Origin of the sequence: Nostoc sp. (assembly GCF_036917195.1) — a bacterium.
Classification (GTDB): domain Bacteria; phylum Cyanobacteriota; class Cyanobacteriia; order Cyanobacteriales; family Nostocaceae; genus Nostoc.
Map to the genome: position 1 here is coordinate 1 of NZ_JBALDG010000072.1, position 25,122 is coordinate 25,122.

Below are 25,122 nucleotides of genomic sequence, written 5' to 3' on the forward strand. Positions count from 1 at the left end.
GTGGCAACATGGGGATGTGCATCTCCCAGCAGGTGTTTTCTCAGTTCTAAAGCTTGCAGAAACAGGGGTTCGGCTTGGTCGTAGCGTCCTTGAGAATTGTAGAGTAATGCCAGGTTGTTCAGGCTGGCGGCGACATTGGGATGTGCATCTCCCAGCAGGCGTTTAAAAAGTTCTAAAGCTTGCAGAAACAGGGGTTCGGCTTGGTCGTAACGTCCTTGAGAATTGTAGAGATATGCCAGGTTGTTCAGGCTGGCGGCGACATTGGGATGTGCATCTCCCAAATGAGTTTGCACCGTTGATAATCCTTGCTGATACCAAGGTTCTGCAAGGGTATACAAACCTTGTCCTTCATAGAATTTGCCTAAGCCAGTGAAAACCCAATATAAATTTTCATTCTCCACAGCATCAATCAGATTTTGTGCCACCTCAGTTAAATGGGGAATTGCTAGTTGCACTGACTTAATATCCTCAAGTGTGAGAGATTGAGGTATTTTCTCAGCAATTTCTACTAATGCTGCGGCAAAGGCTTTTTTGAAGTCATCGGCTGTGTTTAACCCTACCAACTTCCCTTGCAAAAACTCCCTAATTAAAGGACGAATTTTATAGCAACTTTCTGCTTCTGCTACGCTTTGAATTAAATGGCGCTGATAAAGTTGCTTTCTCGCCTCGTCAACATCTGCCTTCACCCAATTTAGCTGCTGACTGACAGATTCAACTATTTGCCAAGGAATGATATCTGGGGCAAATAAACTTAACAACTCACCGACACGCTGTGTCATAAAATCGAGTTGTTGCCAGCTTAATTCAAATACGGCTTCCAATTGAGATTTTTGTTGGGCTGGTAATCGTTGTAAAATCTCTGTCAAAGATAAATTTGGATCTTCTGCCAAATACGCGCCGACTAATTGCAAACCTAAAGGCAGATATCCCAACGATTTACATAAATTTGCTGCCGTTTGTGGTTCCCGTTGCACTCGCCTATCATTCTCACCCAACAAAGCTGTCAACAAATTCAAAGCATCGTTTGGTGAGAGTTCATCCAAAGTTATCTGTTGAACTGTTGAACCAAGATTTCGCAACCGAGTTGTCATCAATATACAGAAGCGGTTATCTGTTGGCAGGACTTGGCGAGAATTTTCCCAGTTAGTCACATCGTCAACATTGTCCAATACTACCAAGACTAACCCTGTTTGTGGTTGCCAATTATGCCAGCACCATTTTGCTTGTTCCTGGGAAGTCAATAAAGTTTGCGGTACTTCCAGTTTCATGTAAAACCGAGCAAACTCCACAATCTCTACTGCTAAATCTGGTTTTCTGGTATCTAACCAGCAAAGCCCACCAGGATAATTAACTTTATAGCGCTGTGCGTATTGTGTCGCCAGTTCAGTTTTACCGATTCCTCCCATAGCAGCCACAGCCAAAATTGCTGCGCTGTCATTTTGCAGCAACTTTTTATGTAGTTCTACAAGTTTCTCATCCCGCCCGACAAAGTTGGCGACACCCCGATAAGGAATATTATTTGGAGGAGATGAGTGTAACTGCCCAGTAGGGGAATTGTAGATACTAATATCGCCTTGATAAACTGTTCCACCCTCAACCTGAGTTTGCCAGCCCTTGGCATTATCCTGGTTGCTTTGGTTCATGATGGCTCAATTCAAGAATTGGGGGATGCATGATGAATGTTAATATCGCCTTGATAAACTGTTCCACCCTCAACTTTAGTTTGCCATCCCTTGGCATTATCTTGATTGATTTGGGTCATATTGCTATTGTCTACTATCTTACCAGCCTGAATTTCACGAGCCAGTGTTTCTACTTCTTTAGCAAACTCTGGTTCTTCATGTAAAATTATCTGCAAGTAAGCAGCAACCCTGTCTAAATCGGGTTTCGAGCCTTTTTCAGCAGCAACGAGGGCTGTTTCTGCTTTCAGATTTCCCCGTAATTTACCCCAAATCTTTTTTCGCAGCTCGTCCATTTTTACAAGGGCTGCTTCAGTGAATTTCTCGATAGTTTTCTCAAATGCTTTAGTAAAAGCAAGAGTTGCGATCGCACTAGCTGTAATTGGTTCCAAAATATGCTTCCTTATCCAGCGACACACTGATGGATACAATAACAGATGTTTTTATTCCATAAACATACATGTTTAGATCCCCGACTTCTTCGAGAAGTCGGGGATCTAACTTTTCAGGAAGTTACTTGAGTGGCGACAAATTACAGCTATTTTCAGGTAAATAGACCACGCGGTAGGGGCACAGCATTGCTGTGCCCCTACGATAGATGTGGTTCAAATACATGAAAACTGCTGTATAACTCAATACGTTTGGGTTAAGGATATATGTAAGTTGGGTTGTAGCTTGCTTCCCCGTAGGGGTACGTAGTGAAACCCAACAAAGTGCCGATAATGTTGGGTTTCGTCCCTCAACCCAACCTACGCAAGTTAAGCTTTTTGGCTTTAACCCAAGCGTATTGGATTATAACTTTATTCTAATAATAGATAATTAGTAGGGTAGCACAGCTGTATTACCCTACTAACCTTGTATTCAATTCAGCTAATATATGCTGTAATTAATTCAAAATTTCACAAAATCTCTGCCAACTTTACCAACAGATTATTTGCTAAATCCTCTAACCTAATATCATCTGCATCAACACTATTTTCTTCACCAGCTAATAACCTTCGCACAGCAGATAACCTGTCATTAGTTTCAGAAATTTTCCAAGATTCTTCTAAGTTTACTGCGAAATCAAATAGCGATCGCTCTCCTAAATGCTCTCTTACCTTGACAGCTACACTCTCATCACTCACCAAAAATTCTTTAATAGCATTTAATCGAGAATTACTTAATATTTCGTCATGTCCCCAGGTTTCTAGCCAGTCTCCATCTACATCTTCAACGTAAAAATTGACAAAATCAACCCCGTAAGTTAGCCAGTTTTGCTGCATTTGTCGTGCTGTTGCTAAAGCTTCAGCAAATGCATCTACTTGATTGTTGCAGCTGTGAGTTTCTCTTTTATTAAGCATAAAAGCTGTAATTAGCAGATAGGTATGTATGCTGGAATCAAAATTGGGAACATCAAATGGAAGTTCACGAAAATTTTAAATATTTACCACCAGAAAGATAATCACTGTTATACAGTGCCACATTAACTAACTGATTAACAAAATTAGCGTCCTTGGGATTGTAACTTAAGAACAGTCCTCTCTCTATTTCCCACGAGCGCAGTGTATTTTGCCAAGCTTGATACTTTTGGTAATTAAGTTCTTCTGAGACACTGGTAACTTGAATGCACAGTGGTTGATTGTTACGACTAACAATTAAATCTGTTGCCATTGAAAGGTCGGCAATATAACGCTGCCAAAAACTACCTTCACGCTGAACAATATCTTGGGCTATTGATTTAATTATATCATCATCAACCTGATTAAATTCGCCTCCCATCAATTTTTGTTTCCAAATATAAAATTTGGAGTCACTTGCATTAATCCATCTAGGAAAAAGATAACTATACCAATATCTCTCAATCGGCGTCATTTGATCGAACTTTGCTTTTTGTTCTTCTTCCGAAGGTAAGGATTTCACAATCAGCCAAATTGTAGAATCCGTAATCACCTCTAAGAGAAATGCAATCACAAAAGGTTTTGCAGTCAGGGAACCTGGCTTGATATTCTTTACCCAACGATTGATTTCGTCTAATCTTCTCGCTAAATCCGGATCTATCGAGGAGGCTTGCAGGGTAAGGGACTTTAGCTTATCCTTAATCTCTTTTGCTTGCAAACGATGCCCTACTTTCAGAAGATAACGCTTTTTTCACACACTTATAACTAGATTTTAACTTGAAAATGCCTTTAGTTAATTTCCTGATGTCATTAAATATTCTCTGGTTCAATGCCCTGTGTACGTAAAATCTCCCGCAATCGAACAATTTCTTGCTCTGCTTGTTGGGCACGTTCTTCTGCCTCTTGGGCACGTTCTTCTGCCTGTTGGGCACGTAAACTTTCTTGTTCAGCTAGTTCTTCAGATGATAATATTAATTGATTTTCAGTAGTGAATAATCTTAATTTACCTTCATAAACTCCCAAGTAAAGTTTTAACTGCTGGCTCCACAAACGTCCATCAGTGGTGGTTTGAATTTCTTGATACTTACCATCAACTAGATGAAATCCCTGAAACTCCAATGTTACAGGGTCAAACCAGAAATAATCCGGTGTACGGAAGGTATCTTGGTAAACTTGTTTTTTTAAGCCTTTATCAACTGCGGCTGTTGAATTTGACAAAATTTCCACAATCAAGTTTGGATATTTGCCGTCTTCTTGCCAAACTACCCAACTCTTACGGTCTTTTTTCTGAGTTCCCAAAACTACAAAAAAGTCTGGCCCACGGAAATGTTCTGATTTTTTCTGATTAGGACTGTAGTAAATCGTCAAATTGCCAGAAGCATAGAAATCCTGCTTCTCTCGCCACCACAATTTGAGTATGCGAATCAGCAAATCGATTTGGTCACGGTGCAGGTCACTTTCCAAGGGTGGTTCGTCACTAAGTATATCACCAGGAGGAAATACAACTTCATCCTCTGAAATACCATCAGAGATGAATTCTAAGGTAGCAGGTTCAGACATCAGCGATCGCCCCGCGATTTACATTCATTTTACTGAAAATTTGGTAACTTGCAGATGGCTTTGAAAACTTGTAAGAACTCTACTGCATCTGGAGATTCATTCAAACTTAATAATGGCATTAACTGATAAGTTGGCTGTTGATCATCTCTTAAATAAACAAATTGATAACGCAGTCCGTTAGTTACCAGTCCCCAAACAGATGGTTGTTGATTTAAACTTTTAAAAGCATAAGTGAGTAATTGAGGTAAACCCTCACCTACTTCGATCGCACTGTTTTTCGTTTCAATAACCACAACCCAAAATAGCGGTGCAATATTACTTTGAGGACTGTTGATTGCTAAAATATCCATCCGTCCAGTAATTCGTCTGTCTTCATCTTCGGCTGCGATCGCAATGCTATCTTCCATTGTCAACCGAATCGGCACATCGTAAAAGCCAGCTAACCGCATCAAGGGTGCAATCGTTAAGAATTTTACCAAACCCTCAGAAATTTTACCTGCATTTAAATAACGTTCAAAGTCGCTTCTGATTCGCAATAAATCCTGCTGTTCAAACTCAGAGAGTGGTTCTAGACTTAAGAAGTCTGTAAATGAAGCATTTGAAAGCTTTTCTAGTTTAAGAAAGCGATGAACATCGTTGAGAGATAGGCTGCTAGCTTCGACAGTAACTGTCATAGTTTCAGGCGTTGTTTGTAAAGACTATTTACATTTTGTAACATTGTCAGTAGAGACGGTAACATTTTAATTTTTAAATCCAATATACAAGCAGCATTCCTAGTTTAAAGATATATTCACCTTTACTCCTTGCTTTATAGGTGTTACAGACAAGCTTTTACTCTTTAACAACCTGTCAGTAATATCTAAAGCTTCTTGAAGAGGAATAAAGCCACGGATTCGGATGCCGACCGCTTCAGATTCACATTAGTATTCTAATAGAGATTTAGTGATAACTTTTGCTTCAATAATGGATTCTATTTGAATTTATCCAATTTGTTTAAATTGATAAACTCTCAGGGGATGACAAGATAACTTCTTCCCAATTAAATCGAGGTGAAAGTCTGATTTTGGCAATAATAGCGGCTTACGCACCCTATTCTCAACTACAAGCGGTATAGTATGTGCTTTGCACCACACTTGTATCTTTTCATGTCAAAATACTCTCAGGCTCAATGACCTGTAAATATCATAACTTTTTTTATTTAGGACTTACGCAAAATATCTCTCAAACTCTGATTTCTCCGTGCCCTTTGTGCCTCTGCGGTTCGTTATTCCGTAACTTGTGCGGTAAGTCCTATTATTGCTTGGTTTTGCTTGATGTAAGCTAAATACCTTGCAATTTCTATTCAGCTTCAGGAAAATTTAAACACTGTCTGGCACAACTAAGCTAAAAATAGTTTTCAGTAACAATACCGTTTGCAAATGTAATCATGTCTCAACCAAGTATAGAATCAATCCCACAAGAGAACGGCCTCTTTCATCCTCCCTCCGAATTCTCACAGAATGCCCATATCAAAAGCCTGGATGACTATCAGCGTCTCTATGCTAAAGCCAAAGCTGATCCGCAGCAATTTTGGGCAGATTTGGCTACAACAGAATTAGAATGGTTCCAAAAATGGGATACAGTATTAGACTGGCAACCGCCTTTTGCTAAATGGTTCGTTGGCGGTAAGATTAATATTTCTTACAACTGCCTTGACAGACATCTCACTACTTGGCGTAAGAATAAAGCAGCATTGATTTGGGAAGGAGAACCAGGAGATTCGCGTACCCTCACCTATGCCCAACTGCACCGAGAAGTTTGCCAATTCGCCAATGTATTGAAGCAACTGGGTGTACAAAAAGGCGATCGCGTTGGTATTTATATGCCGATGATTCCCGAAGCTGCGATCGCCATGTTAGCTTGTGCCAGAATTGGCGCACCCCACAGTGTGGTATTTGGTGGTTTTAGTGCTGAAGCTTTGCGCGATCGCTTAATTGATATTAAAGCTAAACTGGTAATTACGGCTGATGGTGGTTGGCGCAAAGATGCGATCGTTCCTCTCAAGGAACAGGTAGATAAAGCCTTAGCTGATGGTGCTGTTCCCAGTGTAGAAAACGTCATAGTTGTCAAGCGTACCGGACAAGAAACTTATATGCAGTTGGGCGGACGCGATCATTGGTGGCATGATTTGCAAAAAGGAGTATCAGCAGATTGTCCCGCCGAACCAATGGACAGTGAAGATATGCTGTTTGTCCTTTACACTTCAGGCAGCACCGGCAAACCGAAGGGGATAGTGCATACAACTGCTGGTTATAATTTATATACCCACATGACCACCAAGTGGATATTCGACCTGCAAGATACAGATGTATATTGGTGTACCGCCGATGTAGGTTGGATTACTGGACACAGCTACATTGTCTACGGCCCTCTTTCCAACGGTGCAACGAGCCTGATGTATGAAGGTGCGCCCCGTGCTTCTAATCCTGGTTGTACATGGGATGTGATTGAAAAATATGGTGTCAATATTTTTTATACTGCACCTACAGCAATTCGAGCATTTATTAAGATGGGAGAACAACATCCTAATGCGCGAAACCTGTCTTCGTTGCGTTTACTAGGAACCGTCGGCGAACCGATTAACCCGGAGCCTTGGATGTGGTATCACAAAGTAATTGGTGGTGAACGTTGTCCAATTGTTGATACCTGGTGGCAAACGGAAACAGGCGGAATCATGATTACACCGTTACCAGGAGCAATTCCCACCAAACCGGGTTCAGCAACTCTTCCCTTCCCAGGAATTATCGCAGATATCGTAGATTTAGAAGGAAACACCGTACCCAATAACGAAAGCGGTTATCTGACGGTGCGACATCCTTGGCCAGGAATGATGCGGACAGTCTACGGCGATCCAGAACGCTTCCGCCGCACCTACTGGGAACACATCCCACCCAAAGATGGTAACTATACTTACTTTGCTGGTGATGGCGCCAGACGCGATGAAGATGGTTACTTTTGGATAACGGGTCGTGTGGATGACGTACTGAATGTGTCAGGACATCGGCTCGGTACAATGGAAGTAGAATCAGCCTTGGTTTCTCACCCAGCGGTTACAGAAGCGGCGGTAGTGGGTAAACCAGATGAACTTAAGGGTGAAGAAGTAGTTGCTTTTGTAACTCTAGAAGGCACTTATCAGGGAAGTGAGGAACTGAGTAAAGAACTCAAACAGCACGTTGTCAAACAAATTGGTGCGATCGCTCGTCCAGGAGAAATTCGCTTTACCGATGCTTTGCCTAAAACGCGATCAGGTAAGATTATGCGCCGATTACTGCGGAATCTAGCTGCGGGTGAAGAGGTATCTGGGGATATTTCGACATTGGAAGATAAAAGCGTGTTGGATAAATTACGGCAAGGTACGTAAATAATTCCATGAGCCTAGTAGGGGTGCATATATCTGCGCCCCGTTTATCTTGTGATGCATTACACGCTAACGCACCTCAATTGATGCATTACACGCTAACGCACCTCAATTTATTATAAAGATTAGAACATTATTGAGGCACTCAGGGCAATGAAGTTGAAGTACAAACCTAAATCAGCATTTGTTCAATCTTTTAGCGGCATGACGCTGAGTATGATCACTGTAATGGGGATATCACCACTAGTATTAGCGGTTCCAGCAAAAGTTTCTTTGCACTCCCCTGAACAGTATGCACAGAGACAACCACAAAAACTAGCACAGGCTCAAGCTCCAGACACAGGATCATCAGAGCGATCGCAGATGATGCAACAAGCCAATGCTTCATTTAATCAGGGAGACTTAACAGGTGCAGAGGAAAATTTACGCAAGTTAATTAAAAAATTTCCAGACGATGCCTTTGGACGCTTTCAACTGGGAAATGTGCTTTTTCGGCAAAAGAAATCAGAAGAAGCAATTAGCTCGTATCGAGAAGCCATTCGCATCCAGCCAAAATATGCTCTAGCCTACAATGCGATCGGTATTGTTTATGCTAGCGAAAGTCGCTGGGAAGAAGCGATTACTGAATATAAAAAAGCTCTAAAAATTAATCCTAATTATGGCGAGGGGCTGACTAATTTTGCACTGGCATTGTGGCAAACAAATAAAAAAGATGAGGCACTATCTTCTCTACAAAAAGCTTTAGATATTTTTAAAGCACAGAATAGAGGTGAAAAAGTTAACCAAGTCGAACGAATTTTACGAGAGATCAAAGCTGGAGATCAGCCTAATGTTTCATGAAAATTATATTATTCAGTGGTAAAAGTTAAGAAGACTTGCTGACGATTAGCTTTAAGGATGCTTTGCCAATAATGCGAGCAGGTATTATGCGGCAGTTGCTGCGGGATTTGGCATTTGGGTGAGTCGTATCTGGTTTGTAATTATTGTGGGTTGGGCATGTTGCCCACCCTCTTAAAAGCATTGAAACATAATTATTTTAATGAATGAAAGATTTCTGTTAGCCAGAGAAAATGTAAGAGTAATTTTTCACTTGGATGGTAGATACACAAGGGTAGTGTGGGAACGTTCGGAAAATACTGTATGGGCAGGCACCGGATGGATTTTTGATATACCAACTTATGTAATACCATATGATTTACGAGTAATAGGTTCTCGTTTTCTATTATCTATAATTAAGTCGAATACAAATGATTGTGAGGATATAGAGAATATCCGCAATAATCGTAATAGCTTTTTTCATATAGAAAGATTGACTTTTCTTATATAAATGGTATCTAACCTAGTAGCGCGTCTATTCAAAAATAGTAAAATAGCAATCTACAACAAGAATCAGACAAACCTTTGATTGTGCCTATGACTTCCCTATCGGTATTAACTTTACCTGACCATACCCAGTTACCAGACTCAGATGGTACATTCGTGAAAAATCTTCAGGAGCATCCGCAAAGTATCTTAATTACAGATTCAATTAAACCTGTTTTAGAACAACGCCATCCTGACGGTCAATATTGTATTGGACAAGATTCTGGCATCTACTGGCGATTGACAGATCCTCCTGAGAAGGGCGCTGAGGCACCAGACTGGTTTTATGTACCCAATGTATCACCGACTCTTAACGGTAAAATGCGGCGTTCATACGTCCTGTGGAAGGAGTATATTGCACCCTTGATTGTATTGGAATTTGTCTCTGGAGACGGTTCAGAAGAACGAGATAATACACCGCCATCTCAAGGAGAAGGTGGAAATGTTGGTAAATTTTGGGTTTATGAGCAAGCAATTCGAGTGCCTTATTATGGAATTTATGAAGTAGCAAAAGCGCAGGTGGAAGTTTACCACCTAGTCGATAATACTTATCAACTGATGAAACCCAATGAACGCGGACATTACCCAATTGCTCCTATGGGGGTAGAGTTGGGAATCTGGCAAGGATTTTATCAGAATGCAGAGTTACCTTGGTTACGCTGGTGGGATGCACAAGGAAATTTATTGTTAACGGGTGAGGAACGGGCTGTAATTGAGCGACAAAAGCGGGAGAGAATTGTAGAGAAATTGCGATCGCTCTCTATTGAACAACTTAACGCTTTAGGAATTGACCCAGAAATGTTGGATTAAGAAACATTATTGACTAAGCGGCTTGGAGAACTATCTGAGGAAATGCGCTTCTCAATTTCTGGTTTACCTTTACTTATTCTCGAAGAATTGAGCGATGCATTGCTTGATTTTACTACCTTGGCTGATTTGCAATCTTGGTTAAAAGGGCGAATAAATTAAACTACTGGCTTTTCCTATTATGCAACGCTTCTTAAACTACCTCTTGTTGTTTTTGAGTTAGATACATCGCAATTCCTTTCTCGTAGTAAGCTGCTTCATTAATAAAAATAGGATAAACGGTAAACTCTCCCTCATAAAAAATATCTTTTCCTTCAAAAGTGAGAAACATTGGATCGCCTGGATTCAGAGGTTCATAATCTCTAAACTGAAGCTGGGGGTGAATCATGGCTTGAATTTCCCCGCCGTAGGCATCGCTTCTAGGATAATCGATAGTCTCAATGTATTGATAAAGTGTAAGCGTGCTGTTTCCCTGCGGAATATTACCTTGGTTGCACCCTTCAAAGTAATCTAAAATTGCATAAATAAGCTGCTCTGTTTGCTGAAATAATTCTGCATTTAAAATATTCTGAGCCACAGCACCAACTTCTATAACAAAACCCAATTCGCACAAAGAACGGAGAAAACCACCTTCTCTAGATTGTTGATTAACAAAAACCTTTACCATCGGATTGATAGAACTTAAATAAGCGCCTAACCGAAGTAAGAAAGGATGCAGATCACAAAAAATCAGACTTAACCCCATGTTGGCAGTTGTGCTGTGCAAATCAACAATTACATCTACAAAGGGCTGATTTTGCGGTTGCAGTATCTGTTGGATTGCTTTTGCTCGCGTATCTTCATAACTTGAGAGTTGCTGATTTTGTAAGCCTTGATTGGTGAAGCAGCGATTTAAATCCTTGTCAATGTATCGTTTACCTTCTTCAATAGCTTTGAGATTGCCAAGTAATGCCAGAGTTTCAAAACTTGCTCTGTTGATTAAATTAGGATATTGCTGAAACCTTTTGACTAGATGTATTCCTGTTAACTCATTACCGTGATTTCCTCCAATGATCGCAACTCGTTCAATCTGACTCATAACAACCTCATATCTAAAAAACTTGTCAAGTGGACGCTATAATGCCCAAGGCCAGTTGCTCTACTCAAGACCCTTCGGGTGACGCTCCTACGTCGCTACCGCTGCGCTAACGGCAGTCCCCCCGGGAACCGCCAAGACGGGAGCTGCCTCACCGCACTGGCTCCCCTACGGTTATTGAGAATGGTGCAAGATACAAGATAGAAGTATAACTGCTGCTAACGAAATCTTGTCAGAAAGTGAGGCGATGTCTACGACGGGCTACGCCTACGCTCCATATTCGAGCGAAAATGTGATAACTGTTAAGCTGTTAGCTTTAGCACAAAAGGGGAGGAAATTTATGGAGCATAACTTTCAAGCAATCGCTGAACTTTACAAAAACGCCCTCCTCAACGATGTCCTTCCATTTTGGGAAAAACACTCCCTTGATTGGCAGCAAGGCGGCTATTTCACCTGCCTCGATCGCTACGGCAAAATTTATGATACAGACAAATTCATCTGGCTGCAAAACCGCCAATTGTGGACTTTTTCCATGCTTTGCAACCAGCTAGAAAAACGCGAAAACTGGTTGAAAATCGCCAGCAATGGCGCTAATTTTCTCGCCCAACATGGTAGAGATAGTGATGGTAACTGGTACTTTTCTCTCACCCGTGAAGGGAAACCACTGGTTCAGCCTTACAATATCTTTTCTGATTGCTTTGCAGCGATGGCATTTAGTCAATATGCACTCGCTGGGGGGGAAGAATGGGCAAAGGATGTGGCAATGCAGGCTTATAACAACGTATTACGCCGCAAGGACAACCCGAAGGGCAAATATAATAAAACCTATCCCGGCACACGCCCGATGAAATCATTGGCTGTACCGATGATTTTAGCCAACCTGACTTTAGAAATGGAATGGTTGCTGCCAAAGGAAACATTAGATAATGTCTTAGCTGAGACAGTCCGCGAAGTGATGACCGATTTTCTCGACCAAGAACGGGGACTAATGTACGAAAACGTTGCCCCTGACGGTTCCCACATTGATTGTTTTGAGGGACGATTGATTAATCCAGGTCACGGTATTGAAGCTATGTGGTTCATCATGGACATCGCCCGTCGCAAAAACGATACCAAAACTATTAACCAAGCCGTTGATGTGGTGTTAAATATCCTGGATTTTGCTTGGGATAGTGAGTATGGCGGATTGTATTACTTTATGGATGCAGACGGTCATCCCCCACAACAATTGGAATGGGATCAAAAGCTGTGGTGGGTTCACCTAGAGTCTTTGGTTGCATTAGCGATGGGCTATCGCCTGACGGGGCGTGAGGTGTGTTGGGAATGGTATCAAAAGATGCACGATTACACCTGGTCACACTTTGCTGATTCAGAATACGGTGAGTGGTTTGGCTATCTCAATCGGCGTGGGGAAGTATTGTTGAACCTTAAAGGTGGCAAATGGAAAGGATGTTTTCACGTACCGCGTGCATTGTACCTTTGTTGGCAGCAATTTGAGGCGTTAAGTTTCTAGTCAGTTTAATCTTCACGGAAAACGCATCTTATTTTTTATGATCGGACAATTATTTGACATAGACTATAGAACCGATCCACTTTGGATAGTCAAGTCATACTTTAATGCAATAGAAGGTATCTCTTTCCCTAAAGCATTAAATTATCTTCTTGAAGCTACTGGTTATGGTGATGAATATGCCATGTGTGCATTTACTTGCGAAGATGAGGATGATATATTTGATGGGTTCGCTTTAGCCATCTTGATGAAGATAAAATAGTTTCTCAAGATATATTCAAAAAATATCTCAAAATAGCGGCTGAAAGGTACATTGAACTTAATCCAGAAAGGGCAGATGAGGTTCAAAATGTACTCAAAAAACTACCTGAATAGTACTGGCAAATTAAGTGATTAGACAAACTAAAAAACGTCATGAATGCTGTAACACCTAAGCGATTTACAATCGCGGAATACCATCAATTGATTGAACTCGGATTTCTGACAGAGGCCAATCATATTGAATTAATTCGAGGAGAACTGATTCAAATGACAGCAAAGGGAACACCTCATACAGTTTGTAGTTCTATCCTATGCCGTCAATTGGATCGGCTTTTAGGTGATCAAGCAGTCATCCGTGGACAAGATCCTATCACCCTTCCTAATCAAAGTGAGCCTGAGCCAGATGTTGTCATTGCACGAGGAAGAGATGAAGATTATCTCGCTCATCATCCCTATCCCAAAGATATTTTGTTAGTAATCGAAATTTCGGATAAAACCATAGATTACGATCAAACAACCAAGCTGTCTTTGTATGCAGAAGCCAGAATTTCTGATTATTGGATTGTGAATTTGCCGGCTCGTCAACTTGAGCGTCATAGCCAGCCATATCAGAATGCTCAAAGTGAGTTTAGCTATCTCAGCAAGCAGATTTTTCTATCTAACCAGTCAGTGGCGATTCCTGGATTTGAAGGTGCATTATTGGACTTGAGTAGGTTGTTTCCAGAGAGTGCAGGTGAATAATTTTGTTGGTGCGTAGGCATAGCCCGTCGTAGACATCGCTCGTCTTCTAAAGCGAGTTAAGCTACTTATGCTTATTAGACAAACTAAATACAAAATGATTTAATTAAAGGTATTGCCCAAACAAAAAACTTTTAATATGAGAAAACTGTCTGTGATTCTCCCCTTAGCTATCCTAGCTTTTGGCAGTGTAGTTGTTAAGAGCCAAGAAATCTCCTCACCCAATACTTACACTAAATCTGTTAACCGTGAAGTTTTAGCGAGTGGTTATCCTACTCAAGATCAAAAGCAGATTCTTGAGCTTGTACGTTATACCATCGCACCAAGAACAAAACTCCCTACTCATACTCATCCGGGAATGCAGATTGCACGAGTAGAGGCGGGAAGTTTAACTTTTACTGTTTTAGAAGGAGAAGCTAAAGTAACGAAAGCTAACGGCACAGAATTGATTCTTCAAAAAGGGAAAACTATACAGCTTACAGTTGGAGATTCTTTAGTTGAATCTGTCGGAATAGTTCATTATGGAGAAAACCAAACAAACAAACCGATTATTCTGTTGGCTGCTTCTCTATTTAATGCTAATCAACCAAAAGCTATTTTAATCAATCCTCAAAACAGATGAATTTGATGATAGATTTCGACTTTTGTCATAGGTTTACTCATTAGTATTTGAAACAATACGCTTGGATTAAGGAAATTTTTCCTTGTCTTTCTTCTCTCTGTGTCGCGTCAGTTGCTTCTCCTGTCGGAGACGCTCTAACTAGCAATAATTACAAACTAAATTCCGCTGCGCCATCCTCATCTACATCTGCATCCTTACCCATAGCAGTAGGTTTAAATTTAGAACCATGAATTAATTCACCAAACGCAATTCCTGGATTTTGGTGAAGAATATTTAGCACACTCATAAAATCTCGCACAATTTCTCCTGGTGTGAGTAATGCTTCTGCACCCAAGCGATTAATAATTTCTTCCACAAACTCTTTCAACTCACGATTTGTCAAAGTCTGTTCATACCCAAAATTGAGTGCATGAATCTCAGTTAAATGCTGCAAAAGCGTCAAAATTTCTACTTCACTCAACGGGTTCAATCGAATTACTGGCCCCAAATACTCCTGAACGCCAGATTGTGTAACAAAACGGCTTTCCTTTGTGCGTCTTTGCCAAGCTTGGTCTGCAAAAAGTCCCCGTTTGGGGTCTTCTAAAAATTTAGTTGTTCCACCAATAACAATGCCAAGATGTTCTGCTTTGCACTGCATAGTATCGTTAAACATTGCCAGAAGTCGATTATAATTCTTTTCCCGCGTGACTGTGGTTGATATTTGATATAAATGTACGGCTTCATCAACTAAAATTAACAGTCCTTTATAACCAATTTCAGCTACAAATTTCGCAAATAGTTTTACATAATCATACCAACTATCATCATCAATAATAACGCGTACTCCTAAAGCTGCTTTCGCCTCAGCTTTAGTAGTAAATTCTCCACGCAACCAGCGCATCGCCGCATTTTTTAAATTATCATCATCCAATCGGTAGCCACGCCAATAAGCGATAATTACGCTACCAAAATCAAAACCGTGAACTAAATCTTCAATATACTGAACTACTTGCCTAATTTTCGATTCAACTTGGTCATCAAAGCCATCGTCATTCGGACGTATTTCAGTTTCTTTAACCACTTCTTGTTGAATTTTATTAATCCATCCTTCTATAATCGAGACTAAAGCACCACCATCAGGACGAGTTTTTGTAGCTAGGTGGCTCATTAATTCTCGATAAGTGGCTACACCTTCATGGTTGCTTCCTGCTAATCGACGTTCAGGGGATAAATCAGCATCAGCTACTACAAAACCTTGCTCCATAGCACGGTTGCGAATTAGTTGCAGTAAAAAACTTTTCCCAGAACCGTAGTTACCAATTATGAAGCGAAATGCTGCTACACCTTCTGCAATATCATCGAGATTTTGTAATAGGCTTTTTAGTTCTTTTTCTCGACCTACTGCTATATGTTCAACTCCTACTCTTGGTACTACCCCCGCACCAAGGGAATTGATTAAAGCAGTGGAGATTTTTTTCGAGATTTTGAGCTTTGCCATATATTACACATCACTTTATTCTAAACGCAGAAGTACGCAGTAAATAGGTAAGACACATATTCACCTTACTACTAATCTGACGACAGCAATAATAATTTAATTTGACGAAGCATGTCTAGCCATAAAGTCTTTATACATTGCAATCATTTTTTTGACATACATCATATGCTCAGGGTAAACTTCTGGAATTTCTAAATTTGAATTAATAATTAATTCACCAATAATATCATTTGCCCGTTCATTTATAGAATCGATTAACAGATTCGGCATAGTGATGTTTGCTTCAGCAATTTTTTTAATAGCAGCCTTGGGATTATCTTGTTCGACTATAGCTTTTAATACTTCTAGTTCAGATGGGGAAAAATTTTCTAAAAAACTAGTCCATTCTTCAGGTATATTCTCTGATGTCTCTATTTCTGAAGTATCTGTGATTGCTGTAGTTTCCATTATTTCAGAAAAAGGAAACAATTCAGGATCATCTTCCTGGGAATTCTCAGACAAAGGCTCTTGATTGAATGTTTCTATTTGTTGGAGTAATTCCCATACTTGATTTTGTAATGAGTCTCGTTCTTCTTGTAATAATGTAACTTGCCCTTGCAACTCCTGTAATTCAGCTTTTTTTTCTACTAGTTGGGTTTGTGAAGAATTCAGGATCACTTGGATATTTTCTCTTTCGGTTTTTGTTGCTACCAGTAATTGATTTTTTTGGCTTATCTCAACTTCTAGTTCTTGAATTGCAATTCGTAGTTCGTATAGTTTTTCTTCTAATTGGGGTTTGAGTCTGCCCAAAAGAGTTAAATTGCTTTCAACTTCTTTTTTCTCTTGCTGGAGTTGGGAAATTTGACTTTGCAACTGAGTAATTTCAGTGCGAGAGCCATTACAATTCGACTCTAGACGGCGCTTCTCCGCTGTGAGGACAGAAAAAGCATTGTTCAATTCTGCTTGATTTTTCTGCAAGTTATTAATTTCAGTTTGCAGATTATTGATTTCAGTTTCTAACTGCTTTTTTTGCCCGGCAAATGTTCTTAATTCTCGATGTATACTATCCCTTTGGTGACGGCTTTCTGTGACTTGATTTTGCAGATGTTGTGACTCAGCATATAATAAATTATGATGTTCTTCGATTTGATTAATTTCTCTGACAACACGAGCCTTCAATCCCTCCATTTCTTTAATTCGCTTGCGGAGAGAACCTAAAACAAACATTTCATAATTTTTGCGTCGCTTATCTACAAATAATGCTGCTGCATAGATAATAACGGCAGTAATTACACCTGTGAGAAAGGCTTTATTAAAATCCCAGTTTGGGACGAGGCTAAGGCCAAAACTCACACTAAAGGCAACTATCCCTAAGATAAATCGATTGCTGATCATTACTGATTGCATATTGCTGGTTTTTAGCGTAGTTAAATTATCAGAATAAGTAGCTCTCATACTAATTTATAATTCGTAATGACGCTTACAGACTCGCTAACGAGCGAACGCGAACAGCGTTTCCTCTTCTCACATTGCCAGAGGCTAGCGCCTGCGGTAGGATGCCCGAACGCGAACAGCGTCTCCTGTCTTGAGAAGGGCTGTAGAGAGAAGAGAAGGCTTTACGCTGCACTAACATAATTCGTAATTAGAATACACAGAGAATAATACTTACTAAAAAAGAGTTTCAATCTGTTGTTCTGTTTGGTGAAACAAGACATTTTTCCCAAATTTGGTATCATAGTCATTCTGAAATCTCTAGTTTTAGTTACTGGTAAATAACATTGTTCTGTAAGTAACAAAAAAGTGCAATCATCAATGAACTAATTTTAATCAGAAGTGTTAAATGTATCTTGATTTACATTAAATCTTAAATCTGCTTTTAAAAAATCTACAAACTGCCGTGCTGTGCGTCCAGAACGACCATTATGGCGAGTTGCCCACTGTAATGCTTGAAATTCCAAATCTTCTTGAGTAATATTAATTTCAGCTTGTGCGGCTAGATGTTGTACAATCTTTAAATAAGTTTTCTGATTGGCTGGTTCAAAGGTCAAGGTTAAACCAAAGCGATCGCTAAACGAAAGTTTTTCCTGCATCGTATCCCAGGCATGGATTTCCTCGTTATCCTTAGGTGCAGGTCTATCTACAAAAAACTCCCGAATCAGGTGGCGGCGATTAGAAGTAGCATACACAACTACATTTTCAGGTCGCGCGGTTAAATTACCTTCTAAAACTACCTTGAGGGCTTTAAAGGCATCATCATCTTCTTCAAATGAAAGGTCATCGACAAAGATGATAAATTTTTGTGACACTCCCCGTAAATGTTCCACAATTTCTGGTAAGTCTTTTAAATCAGATTTTGACACTTCCAACAAGCGAAGGCTGCGATTACTATATTCATTCAACAAAGATTTCACCAAAGAAGATTTGCCAGAACCTCGACTACCGTAAAGTAATACATGCAGTGCCATCTCTCCTGATAATAAAAACTCTGTATTTTTTAGCAAAGCATCTCTTTGAGACTCGTAACCTACAAGGGCACTCAGCTTAACTGGATCAGAATATCGAATACCGATAAACTGCCCAGCTTGCCAGCGTAAAGCGCGATATTCTGCAAATAAACCAGAGCCACATTGCCGATAATAAGCTGCTAACTCTTCTACAGCATCACCCCAATTATCTAACTGTTGTAGATATGTAACGAACTTTATCTCTACTTCTACCAATTCTTGCTCTTTATACCACACTACTGGTGAAATCGGCATATGAGCTACGCCTTGTATCCACTCACTCAAAGAAGCGCTGCTACATTTATAGAGACTTTGCAATATTTGTAAATCATGCTCAACTGCTGCTACTAAAGCTGGGGGCAAATCTTCAAATTCTCGCACTTCAGCCAGCCTTGTAAAAGGATTCTCAGAGAAAAGAAGTTGAGTGATTAAATAGTCTTCCCAGTTTTGATTTCTAGCAGCCAAAGCGTAGAAGTAACTGCCGTAGGCTTGGAGGCAACCGCGTGCATCGGCGTCAGTGTAACGTATAGCTTGCAACAGTTCCAGAAATGCCATCCCTACTTCGCCTTGCAGAACAGACTGGTAGAGTAAAAGTGAGGCTGCTTGGCGCTGGAGATATTGAACCTTTGTATATGAAGAAGTATTTGTCATTGGCATTGCTTGATTGTCCATCAATAAACTGTGTGGTATAGCTAAATAACTATGGTAAATTGTCTGCTGACCTTAGCAGTAAAGTCAAAGTCTACATAGGTTTTTACAATGAATTTAAGTATAATTGCTGCTCTTGCCTACGGCATATTAGCGATTGTTGGTGGCATTATTGGCTACATTCAGGCTAAAAGTAAGGTTTCACTCCTAAGCGGTAGCATTAGCGGTTTATTACTAATACTTGCCGCTTACTTTCAATTCCAAGGACAAACCTGGGGTTCGATTTTAGCAGGGTTAATTACTGCTGTTTTAGTAGTCGTCTTTGGATTTCGACTGGCTAAAACACGCAAGTTTATGCCTGCGGGATTAATGACGATTTTGGGTATCTTGGCATTGGCGGTGATGGTGAATCAATTTGTGGCTTTAAGGTAGCATCAGTCTCCAAGCAATAACTATCCTCCTGTTTTTTGTTGCCTATTAAGGCGTTCTTTCAGAGTGAGGGAGGTGATGATTTGCAGCAGTGATATGATGTTCGGGCAATTAACCATAATACCCCCAAGCCCAAAGAGCCAAAGCTACGCTTGAGCTAACCTAAGAGCCTGTTTTTAAGGGTTGGGGGTGGGGTTCTTTTCTTATGGCTAATTTGGCGGACATCATATGAATTAAGCAATCGGGTGTTCCTGTGTTTCTGCAATCCAGTACTTACTACAGTTTTGCGTAAAAGCGTAGCGTTTTTAATGCAGGGGAACGCATTAAGATTCCAAGGGAATGCATTGGCATTGTATTGAGATGCATTAACAATGCAAGCCGATGCATCAACAATGCAAGCTGACGCATCAACAATGCAAGCCGACGCATTAATAATGCAAGCTGACGCATTAATAATGCAAGCTGACGCATTAATAATGCAAGCTGACGCATTAACAATGCAAGCCGACGCATTAATAAAGCGGCCGATGCATTAACAATGCATCCCGACACATTGGCATTGCAGGGTATTGCTAAATTTAATTCGCTAGGAATTAATGAAATGCTGTACTTAGCGCAAAATCTGGTCAATCATCCGGTTCGCCTGGGAACCGTAACCGCCCCCAAATAAATTGAAGTGATTCAAAATGTGATACAGGTTATAGAGCGTTTTTCTCTGCTCATAGCCTGCATCTAAAGGAAAGACTTCGTTGTAACCTTTGTAAAACGCTGCGGAGAATCCACCAAATAATTCTGTCATGGCAATATCAACTTCGCGATCGCCAAAATAAGTTGCTGGATCAAAAATCACAGGTTCTCCTGAGGCTGTACACCCGGCATTTCCGCCCCATAAATCGCCATGTACTAAAGAAGGTTGCACCTGGTGCGCCAATAGTTGCGGGATAGCTGCTAGTAATTTTTCTTGCTGAGGGAAATTTCCTCCCCGTCGCCTTGCCAACTGAAATTGATAACCCAGGCGATGTTTAATATAAAATTCTGCCCAGTCTGCTGTCCAAGTATTGATTTGGGGCGTTGAACCAATAGTATTGTTTATTTTCCAACCAAAACCTTCACTACTGCTAGCTTGATGCATCGCTGCTAACTTGCGCCCCATCTCTTCCCACGAATTGCTGTTACTGCTACCAAGTTCTAACCATTCCAGCAAGATGTAACTAGAATTCCCAGCTACACCCCAGCTTAAAGGTTTTGGGACACGAATACTAGCCGTTGCTAGCATTTCCTCTAAACCCAATGCCTCAGCCTCAAACATCGCAACTTCGGATGGTTGATTAATCTTAACGAAGTAGGTTATCTCACCATTGGAAACAGCATAACCTTGGTTGATGCACCCGCCACCAACCGATCGCCGTTGCTGACTCTGAAATTTTTTGCCAGTCACCTGGCTAATATGAGCATCGATTTGAGTCCACATGATTAAATTGGGGAGTGGGGATGAGGGAGCAGGGGAAGCAGGGGAAGCAGGGAGGCAGGGGAAGAAGAATTATTGATTAATGCCTAATACCCAATTCCCTATTCCCCACTTCCCATTCCCCATTTATAATTTACGGCTTGACGACAACTACACCATAAGCATTTGGGGAAAGATACTTTTTGGCTGCTTGCATCAAGTCAGTTGCATCTTGGCTCTGAATATAATCTGGGTAGTTAAAGGCGGGTTCTAAATCTCCCAGCAAGGACTGATAGTAACCATACAACCCAGAGCGATCGCTTGGTGTTTCATTGCTAAATATAAATTTGTTAGTTACTCGCCGCCGCACACGGGCAATTTCTGATTCTGTGACTAACTCGGTTTGAACTTTGCGAATGTGTTGAGCGATCGCATCCTCTACTTCTGCTAAATTTTCCACTGCACATTTAGCTGAAATATAAAATGTCCCTTGCAGCTGATTGGTCATATTGCTCACAGAAATTGAAGAAACTAATCCCCGTTCTTCTCGTAAATCCCTCACCAGTCTTGATGTCCGTCCGTGTCCCAAAATTCCTGCTAAAACATCCAGTCCATAGGTGCGATCTAACTGAGTCATTCCTGGAACCCGCCAAACCATCACTAGCCTTCCTTGCTGGAGACTTTCATCTACAAATTCTCGACGGACAATTTCTGTAAATGGTGACTCAGGAGGCAGAGACGGGATTAATCGCGTCTGTACTGGTGAGTAGGGAGAGACGCGATTAATCGCGTCTGTACTGAGTTTTGTAAATCCTTCAGCAACGGTTGCAATTAATTCTTCCACAGGCAAATTGCCCACAGCTACAGCAGTAATTGACTGGGGTTGATACCAATTAGTATGAAAATCCCGCATCTGTTGCGGTTTAAGTTCGGCAATCACTGATTCTGGCCCCAATACCGCACGGCGATAAGGTAACTCGCTAAACGCTGTCTGCATCACCCGTCGAAATGTCCGCCGCTGGGGATTATCCTCTGAACGCCTAATTTCTTCTAAAACTACTAATCGCTCCCGTTCAAAAGCATCATCAGGAATACTAGCATTTGATACTACATCTATTTGTAGTGGAGCCAGCTCGGCAAAATCTTTAGGCGCAGTGGTTATATAGTAATGAGTATAGTCTTGGCTAGTAGCGGCATTGGTAACAGCACCCCGTTCTTCAATTCGCCGTTCAAACTCGCCGCTAGCCAGTCGTTCTGTTCCCTTAAAAATCATATGCTCTAAAAAGTGAGCCATACCGTTAATGGCATCAGATTCTACCGCTGAACCAACTTTAATCCAGACATTGAGGTTTACAGCTTCAACTGGCATCTGCTCCGCTATGATTGTCAAACCATTGGGCAACTGATGCAGCGTTGGGGTATTAAGACGAGGAAATTTCCGTAGGGTTGAAGTCATTGCTACTTGTGTGAGGAGCTACGTTACCTCTTTATCTTATCCGTGACCGAAGAGACAGGGGAGCAGAGGGCAGGGGGAAAAAGAGTTTGAGCCTTGTTTATTTTTATTCACACAGTTTGGTTTTATTGTACCGACTTACTTAGAATACAAGGTGCAAAAAGAGTTTCAGAGCAAATAAATTTATTTATGCCCAAAAGCAAAAATATTTATTTCGAGTGGAGAGTGCCACAATCAAAAATAATGCGTCTAAAAGGTTTTACTACGCAAAGCCTGTCCCTCTCCAACTCAAGTGCAATCAGCAAATGCGTTGGCGTAGCACGCCGCAGGTATCGCTAAATCAACAAATGCGAACGCCGAATCAACAAATGCGAACCCCAAATCAATAAATGCGAACCCTAAATCAACAAATGCGAACCCTAAATCAACAAATGCGATCGCCGAATCAATAAATGCGATCGCCAAATCAATAAATGCGATCGCCGAATCAATAAATGCGATCGCCGAATCAATAAATGCGATCGCCGAATCAACAAATGCGAACCCTAAATCAACAAATGCGAACGCCGAATCAATAAATGCGAACCCTAAATCAACAAATGCGTAGGCGTAGCCCGCCGCAGGCATCGCCAAAATAACATTAGAAAGGGGAACTAAAACATCTAATTCCCTCCCCTTTATACCAATTTTATGTGAAGTTGCATAGAATAGAAGGACACTCAGGTGGTGAATATTATGGCGCGTAGTTTGAAGAGCGTGATTGAAGAGAGTGTAGAATTTTTAGACAAACAATTAAAACAGACTCGCACTGCCAGGCAAAGAGAACGAATACAAATCTTGTGGTGGCTCAAAACAGGTCAAGTAAAACAGCATCAAGAACTAGCGCATCGCTTGGGGCGAGATACATCCACAGTAACCCGATGGCTACAAAAGTATCGACATGGTGGGTTATCGGAGTTACTCGAAGTCAAAACCGCTGCTGGACAAACACCACATTTAACCTCAGAAGCGTTAACGGGACTAAAGGAACGTCTGAAATTAGGAGTAGGTTTCAAAAGTTACGGAGAGATTGTTGAATGGCTGAAAACAGAGTATGGTCTAGAACTGACATATGCAACAGTCTACTCCTGGGTAGATTACCGACTCAAAACGAAATTAAAACTACCCAGGCGAGGATATTGCCCTAATTCAAATTGACCAAGCAGGCGCTCATCTGACGAATAAATTGCGCTGGCCAGAAAATTTAATTCCGGTCTGTCAACCCGCCCATAGCCCAGAACTTAATCCCATAGTTTCGAGTTTGGGAATTTATTAAGTACCAACTTCAAGGTGAAGTTTTTACAACACTTGAACAATTACGTACTCGCTTGCAACAACTGCTTGAAAAAATAACCCCAGAGCGAATCTGCTTATTGTCATCTTATAATTTCATTCTTGAAACCCTATTCTATGCAGCTTCATTTTAAACTAAATCTCTCGTCGTAGTCCCAATATTCAGACAGATTATCGTTCTAGCCTGTCTATTGGTGTTGGTCCACTAATGATGTAAGCACGCCTGCCTTTAATAGAATAGCGAATCATTACAGCGGCATGTCTATCAACTCGATAACTAATGGAGACTTGACTAGAGTCGGCTGACCATTTTGCATAATAGGCGTTGGCACCTGTATCAAGTATTTCGTTGACTTCTTCGAGAGGACCAATTTTTTTCCCTGTTTGAGCATCCATCAAATAAAGGTGAAAATTGTTTACGCCAAGATCGCCCTCACCATGCGAGGCGATTGAGTAACGTCCATTTGGAGAGCGACCGTGAACAATAACGACGTATTCACCTGGTTTGTAGTTGTAGGTCGAGGTCGCGTAAGCTGTTGGTGAAAAAAATACACTGCACAAAGAAACGACTGTAATCATTGAAATTAGAATTCGTGGTTTCATATGTGGTGTGTTGTTGAAAATTTCATAAATATTATCTCATATCTTGTACCTACGGGATAAACCAGGAGTACGCGAATAAAGTCAACTTCACATAAAATTGGTATTACAAGGCTACCGTGTATACACAAGTCGTATCACCCCCCTTAATCCCCCCTTATAAAGGGGGGAAATGAGATTTCCGGTTCCCTCCCCAATACATCGGGGAGGGTTAGGGAGGGGTAATTCACTGCGTATACAACGTAGCCGACTCAGAGAGGGACAGACTTGAAAAAGAGCAAGCCTTAACCCAAGCCTATCGAGACAGACTTGAACTAAAGTTCAACACAGAAAGAGGTTCATCGAACTAACGAGGGTAAGGGTTATTGAAGGTTTCCCAAGCAGCAGTAGCCGCCTTTTGCAGGCGAAAGCTGAAGTCTACTAAGTCTTTCATTATTAAGTGCCAGTTTCTCTCAGCTTCATCCTGAATTATCGCCCAAGAGTCTTGTAAGCGATCGCGTTCTATCAGTTTCCTGCCTTCAATCAATTCCCGTGCTTGTCGCACAGCTTTCAAATAGGTTTCACGCGTGAGAGTACCTGCTGACTCTGCTTGGCTACGTCTTTCTAGTGCCTCAATCAGCGCTTTAGTTTCGCGCTTGGCTTCATCACTTTCGCCAGCCATTTCGGTTTCTACCAATTCGTCGGTTTGAGGACTAATTTCTACAATTACTATCGATTCGGTAGATTCAATTACTGTGGTTTCAAAGGATTCGATGTTGTTAGCAGTCATAGCGGGACTTAAACAAAAGTAAAAGACAAAAAAAGGTATAATGCTTAACTAGATTAGCTTTTACGTTATAAAAGCCTGATGAAAGAAACGACCC

The 25,122-nt window shown here is 40.9% G+C and carries 26 protein-coding genes; 10 read left to right on the forward strand and 16 right to left on the reverse strand.

Annotated features, from left to right (window positions below; translation table 11 throughout):
• The 6 genes from V7K40_RS23880 to V7K40_RS23905 all read right to left on the reverse strand — a co-directional run.
• On the reverse strand, positions 1-1,643 hold a 1,643-nt coding region (locus V7K40_RS23880), incomplete at its 3' end, for a tetratricopeptide repeat protein (protein ID WP_334964133.1).
• 11 nt (positions 1,644-1,654) lie between these two features.
• Entirely contained in the window at positions 1,655-2,071 is a 417-nt protein-coding gene (locus V7K40_RS23885) for a hypothetical protein (RefSeq protein WP_334964135.1), read from the reverse strand.
• Positions 2,072-2,578: 507 nt separating this feature from the next.
• On the reverse strand, positions 2,579-3,022 hold the full coding sequence (locus V7K40_RS23890; RefSeq protein ID WP_334964137.1) for a hypothetical protein: 444 nt from the start codon (positions 3,020-3,022) through the stop codon (positions 2,579-2,581).
• A 64-nt stretch (positions 3,023-3,086) separates the two neighbouring features.
• Positions 3,087-3,776, reverse strand: coding sequence for a hypothetical protein (locus V7K40_RS23895; RefSeq protein ID WP_334723448.1), 690 nt, complete (start codon positions 3,774-3,776; stop codon positions 3,087-3,089).
• Positions 3,777-3,868: 92 nt separating this feature from the next.
• Entirely contained in the window at positions 3,869-4,618 is a 750-nt protein-coding gene (locus V7K40_RS23900) for a Uma2 family endonuclease (RefSeq protein ID WP_334964139.1), read from the reverse strand.
• Positions 4,619-4,647: 29 nt separating this feature from the next.
• The gene (locus V7K40_RS23905) at positions 4,648-5,292 is read right to left on the reverse strand and encodes a restriction endonuclease subunit R (protein WP_334964141.1); all 645 of its coding nucleotides are present in this window, start codon (positions 5,290-5,292) and stop codon (positions 4,648-4,650) included.
• Positions 5,293-6,044: 752 nt separating this feature from the next.
• Here V7K40_RS23905 and acs point away from each other — a divergent pair.
• From acs to V7K40_RS23925, 4 genes are all read left to right on the forward strand, one after another.
• Positions 6,045-8,018: an acetate--CoA ligase gene (gene acs / locus V7K40_RS23910; protein WP_334964143.1), complete on the forward strand. Its 1,974-nt coding sequence runs from the start codon at positions 6,045-6,047 to the stop codon at positions 8,016-8,018.
• A gap of 150 nt (positions 8,019-8,168) precedes the next feature.
• Entirely contained in the window at positions 8,169-8,855 is a 687-nt protein-coding gene (locus V7K40_RS23915; protein WP_334964145.1) for a tetratricopeptide repeat protein, read from the forward strand.
• A 573-nt stretch (positions 8,856-9,428) separates the two neighbouring features.
• Positions 9,429-10,187: a Uma2 family endonuclease gene (locus V7K40_RS23920; RefSeq protein WP_334964147.1), complete on the forward strand. Its 759-nt coding sequence runs from the start codon at positions 9,429-9,431 to the stop codon at positions 10,185-10,187.
• A 9-nt stretch (positions 10,188-10,196) separates the two neighbouring features.
• Positions 10,197-10,346, forward strand: a complete 150-nt coding sequence (locus tag V7K40_RS23925) for a DUF4351 domain-containing protein (protein ID WP_334964149.1) — start codon at positions 10,197-10,199, stop codon at positions 10,344-10,346.
• A gap of 31 nt (positions 10,347-10,377) precedes the next feature.
• Here the strand turns inward: V7K40_RS23925 and V7K40_RS23930 are convergent, their stop codons facing one another.
• The gene (locus tag V7K40_RS23930; RefSeq protein ID WP_334964151.1) at positions 10,378-11,262 is read right to left on the reverse strand and encodes an aspartoacylase; all 885 of its coding nucleotides are present in this window, start codon (positions 11,260-11,262) and stop codon (positions 10,378-10,380) included.
• A 337-nt stretch (positions 11,263-11,599) separates the two neighbouring features.
• Between V7K40_RS23930 and V7K40_RS23935 the strand changes: the two genes are divergently transcribed.
• From V7K40_RS23935 to V7K40_RS23950, 4 genes are all read left to right on the forward strand, one after another.
• Positions 11,600-12,772, forward strand: a complete 1,173-nt coding sequence (locus V7K40_RS23935; RefSeq protein WP_334964181.1) for an AGE family epimerase/isomerase — start codon at positions 11,600-11,602, stop codon at positions 12,770-12,772.
• A 37-nt stretch (positions 12,773-12,809) separates the two neighbouring features.
• The gene (locus tag V7K40_RS23940) at positions 12,810-13,031 is read left to right on the forward strand and encodes a hypothetical protein (RefSeq protein WP_334964153.1); all 222 of its coding nucleotides are present in this window, start codon (positions 12,810-12,812) and stop codon (positions 13,029-13,031) included.
• Between the two features lie 152 nt (positions 13,032-13,183).
• Positions 13,184-13,771, forward strand: a complete 588-nt coding sequence (locus V7K40_RS23945) for a Uma2 family endonuclease (protein ID WP_334964155.1) — start codon at positions 13,184-13,186, stop codon at positions 13,769-13,771.
• A gap of 136 nt (positions 13,772-13,907) precedes the next feature.
• Positions 13,908-14,390, forward strand: a complete 483-nt coding sequence (locus V7K40_RS23950) for a cupin domain-containing protein (protein ID WP_334964157.1) — start codon at positions 13,908-13,910, stop codon at positions 14,388-14,390.
• Positions 14,391-14,538: 148 nt separating this feature from the next.
• On the opposite strand, the gene V7K40_RS23955 is transcribed toward V7K40_RS23950, so the two are convergent.
• The 3 genes from V7K40_RS23955 to V7K40_RS23965 form a co-directional block, all read right to left on the reverse strand.
• Positions 14,539-15,867 (reverse strand): ATP-binding protein, encoded by a 1,329-nt coding sequence (locus V7K40_RS23955; RefSeq protein WP_334964159.1) that lies wholly within the window; start codon positions 15,865-15,867, stop codon positions 14,539-14,541.
• 96 nt (positions 15,868-15,963) lie between these two features.
• A complete protein-coding gene (locus tag V7K40_RS23960; RefSeq protein ID WP_334964161.1) occupies positions 15,964-17,253 on the reverse strand; it encodes a tellurite resistance TerB C-terminal domain-containing protein in 1,290 nt (429 codons plus the stop codon).
• Positions 17,254-17,669: 416 nt separating this feature from the next.
• Complete coding sequence (locus V7K40_RS23965) at positions 17,670-19,022, reverse strand: ATP-binding protein (RefSeq protein WP_334964163.1); 1,353 nt, start codon at positions 19,020-19,022, stop codon at positions 17,670-17,672.
• An 87-nt stretch (positions 19,023-19,109) separates the two neighbouring features.
• On the opposite strand from V7K40_RS23965, the gene V7K40_RS23970 reads away from it, so the two are divergent.
• On the forward strand, positions 19,110-19,430 hold the full coding sequence (locus tag V7K40_RS23970; RefSeq protein ID WP_334964165.1) for a TMEM14 family protein: 321 nt from the start codon (positions 19,110-19,112) through the stop codon (positions 19,428-19,430).
• A 273-nt stretch (positions 19,431-19,703) separates the two neighbouring features.
• Here the strand turns inward: V7K40_RS23970 and V7K40_RS23975 are convergent, their stop codons facing one another.
• From V7K40_RS23975 to V7K40_RS23990, 4 genes are all read right to left on the reverse strand, one after another.
• Positions 19,704-19,940: a hypothetical protein gene (locus tag V7K40_RS23975; protein WP_334964167.1), complete on the reverse strand. Its 237-nt coding sequence runs from the start codon at positions 19,938-19,940 to the stop codon at positions 19,704-19,706.
• A gap of 97 nt (positions 19,941-20,037) precedes the next feature.
• Entirely contained in the window at positions 20,038-20,898 is an 861-nt protein-coding gene (locus V7K40_RS23980) for a fructosamine kinase family protein (protein ID WP_334964169.1), read from the reverse strand.
• A 130-nt stretch (positions 20,899-21,028) separates the two neighbouring features.
• A complete protein-coding gene (locus V7K40_RS23985) occupies positions 21,029-22,330 on the reverse strand; it encodes a pitrilysin family protein (protein WP_334964171.1) in 1,302 nt (433 codons plus the stop codon).
• Positions 22,331-22,615: 285 nt separating this feature from the next.
• Entirely contained in the window at positions 22,616-22,954 is a 339-nt protein-coding gene (locus tag V7K40_RS23990) for a hypothetical protein (RefSeq protein WP_334964173.1), read from the reverse strand.
• A gap of 108 nt (positions 22,955-23,062) precedes the next feature.
• On the opposite strand from V7K40_RS23990, the gene V7K40_RS23995 reads away from it, so the two are divergent.
• On the forward strand, positions 23,063-23,524 hold the full coding sequence (locus tag V7K40_RS23995) for a helix-turn-helix domain-containing protein (protein ID WP_334964175.1): 462 nt from the start codon (positions 23,063-23,065) through the stop codon (positions 23,522-23,524).
• A 306-nt stretch (positions 23,525-23,830) separates the two neighbouring features.
• On the opposite strand, the gene V7K40_RS24000 is transcribed toward V7K40_RS23995, so the two are convergent.
• Both V7K40_RS24000 and V7K40_RS24005 read right to left on the reverse strand, forming a co-directional pair.
• On the reverse strand, positions 23,831-24,262 hold the full coding sequence (locus tag V7K40_RS24000; RefSeq protein WP_334964177.1) for a hypothetical protein: 432 nt from the start codon (positions 24,260-24,262) through the stop codon (positions 23,831-23,833).
• Positions 24,263-24,605: 343 nt separating this feature from the next.
• A complete protein-coding gene (locus tag V7K40_RS24005; protein ID WP_334964179.1) occupies positions 24,606-25,028 on the reverse strand; it encodes a hypothetical protein in 423 nt (140 codons plus the stop codon).
• Positions 25,029-25,122: the final 94 nt, after the last annotated feature.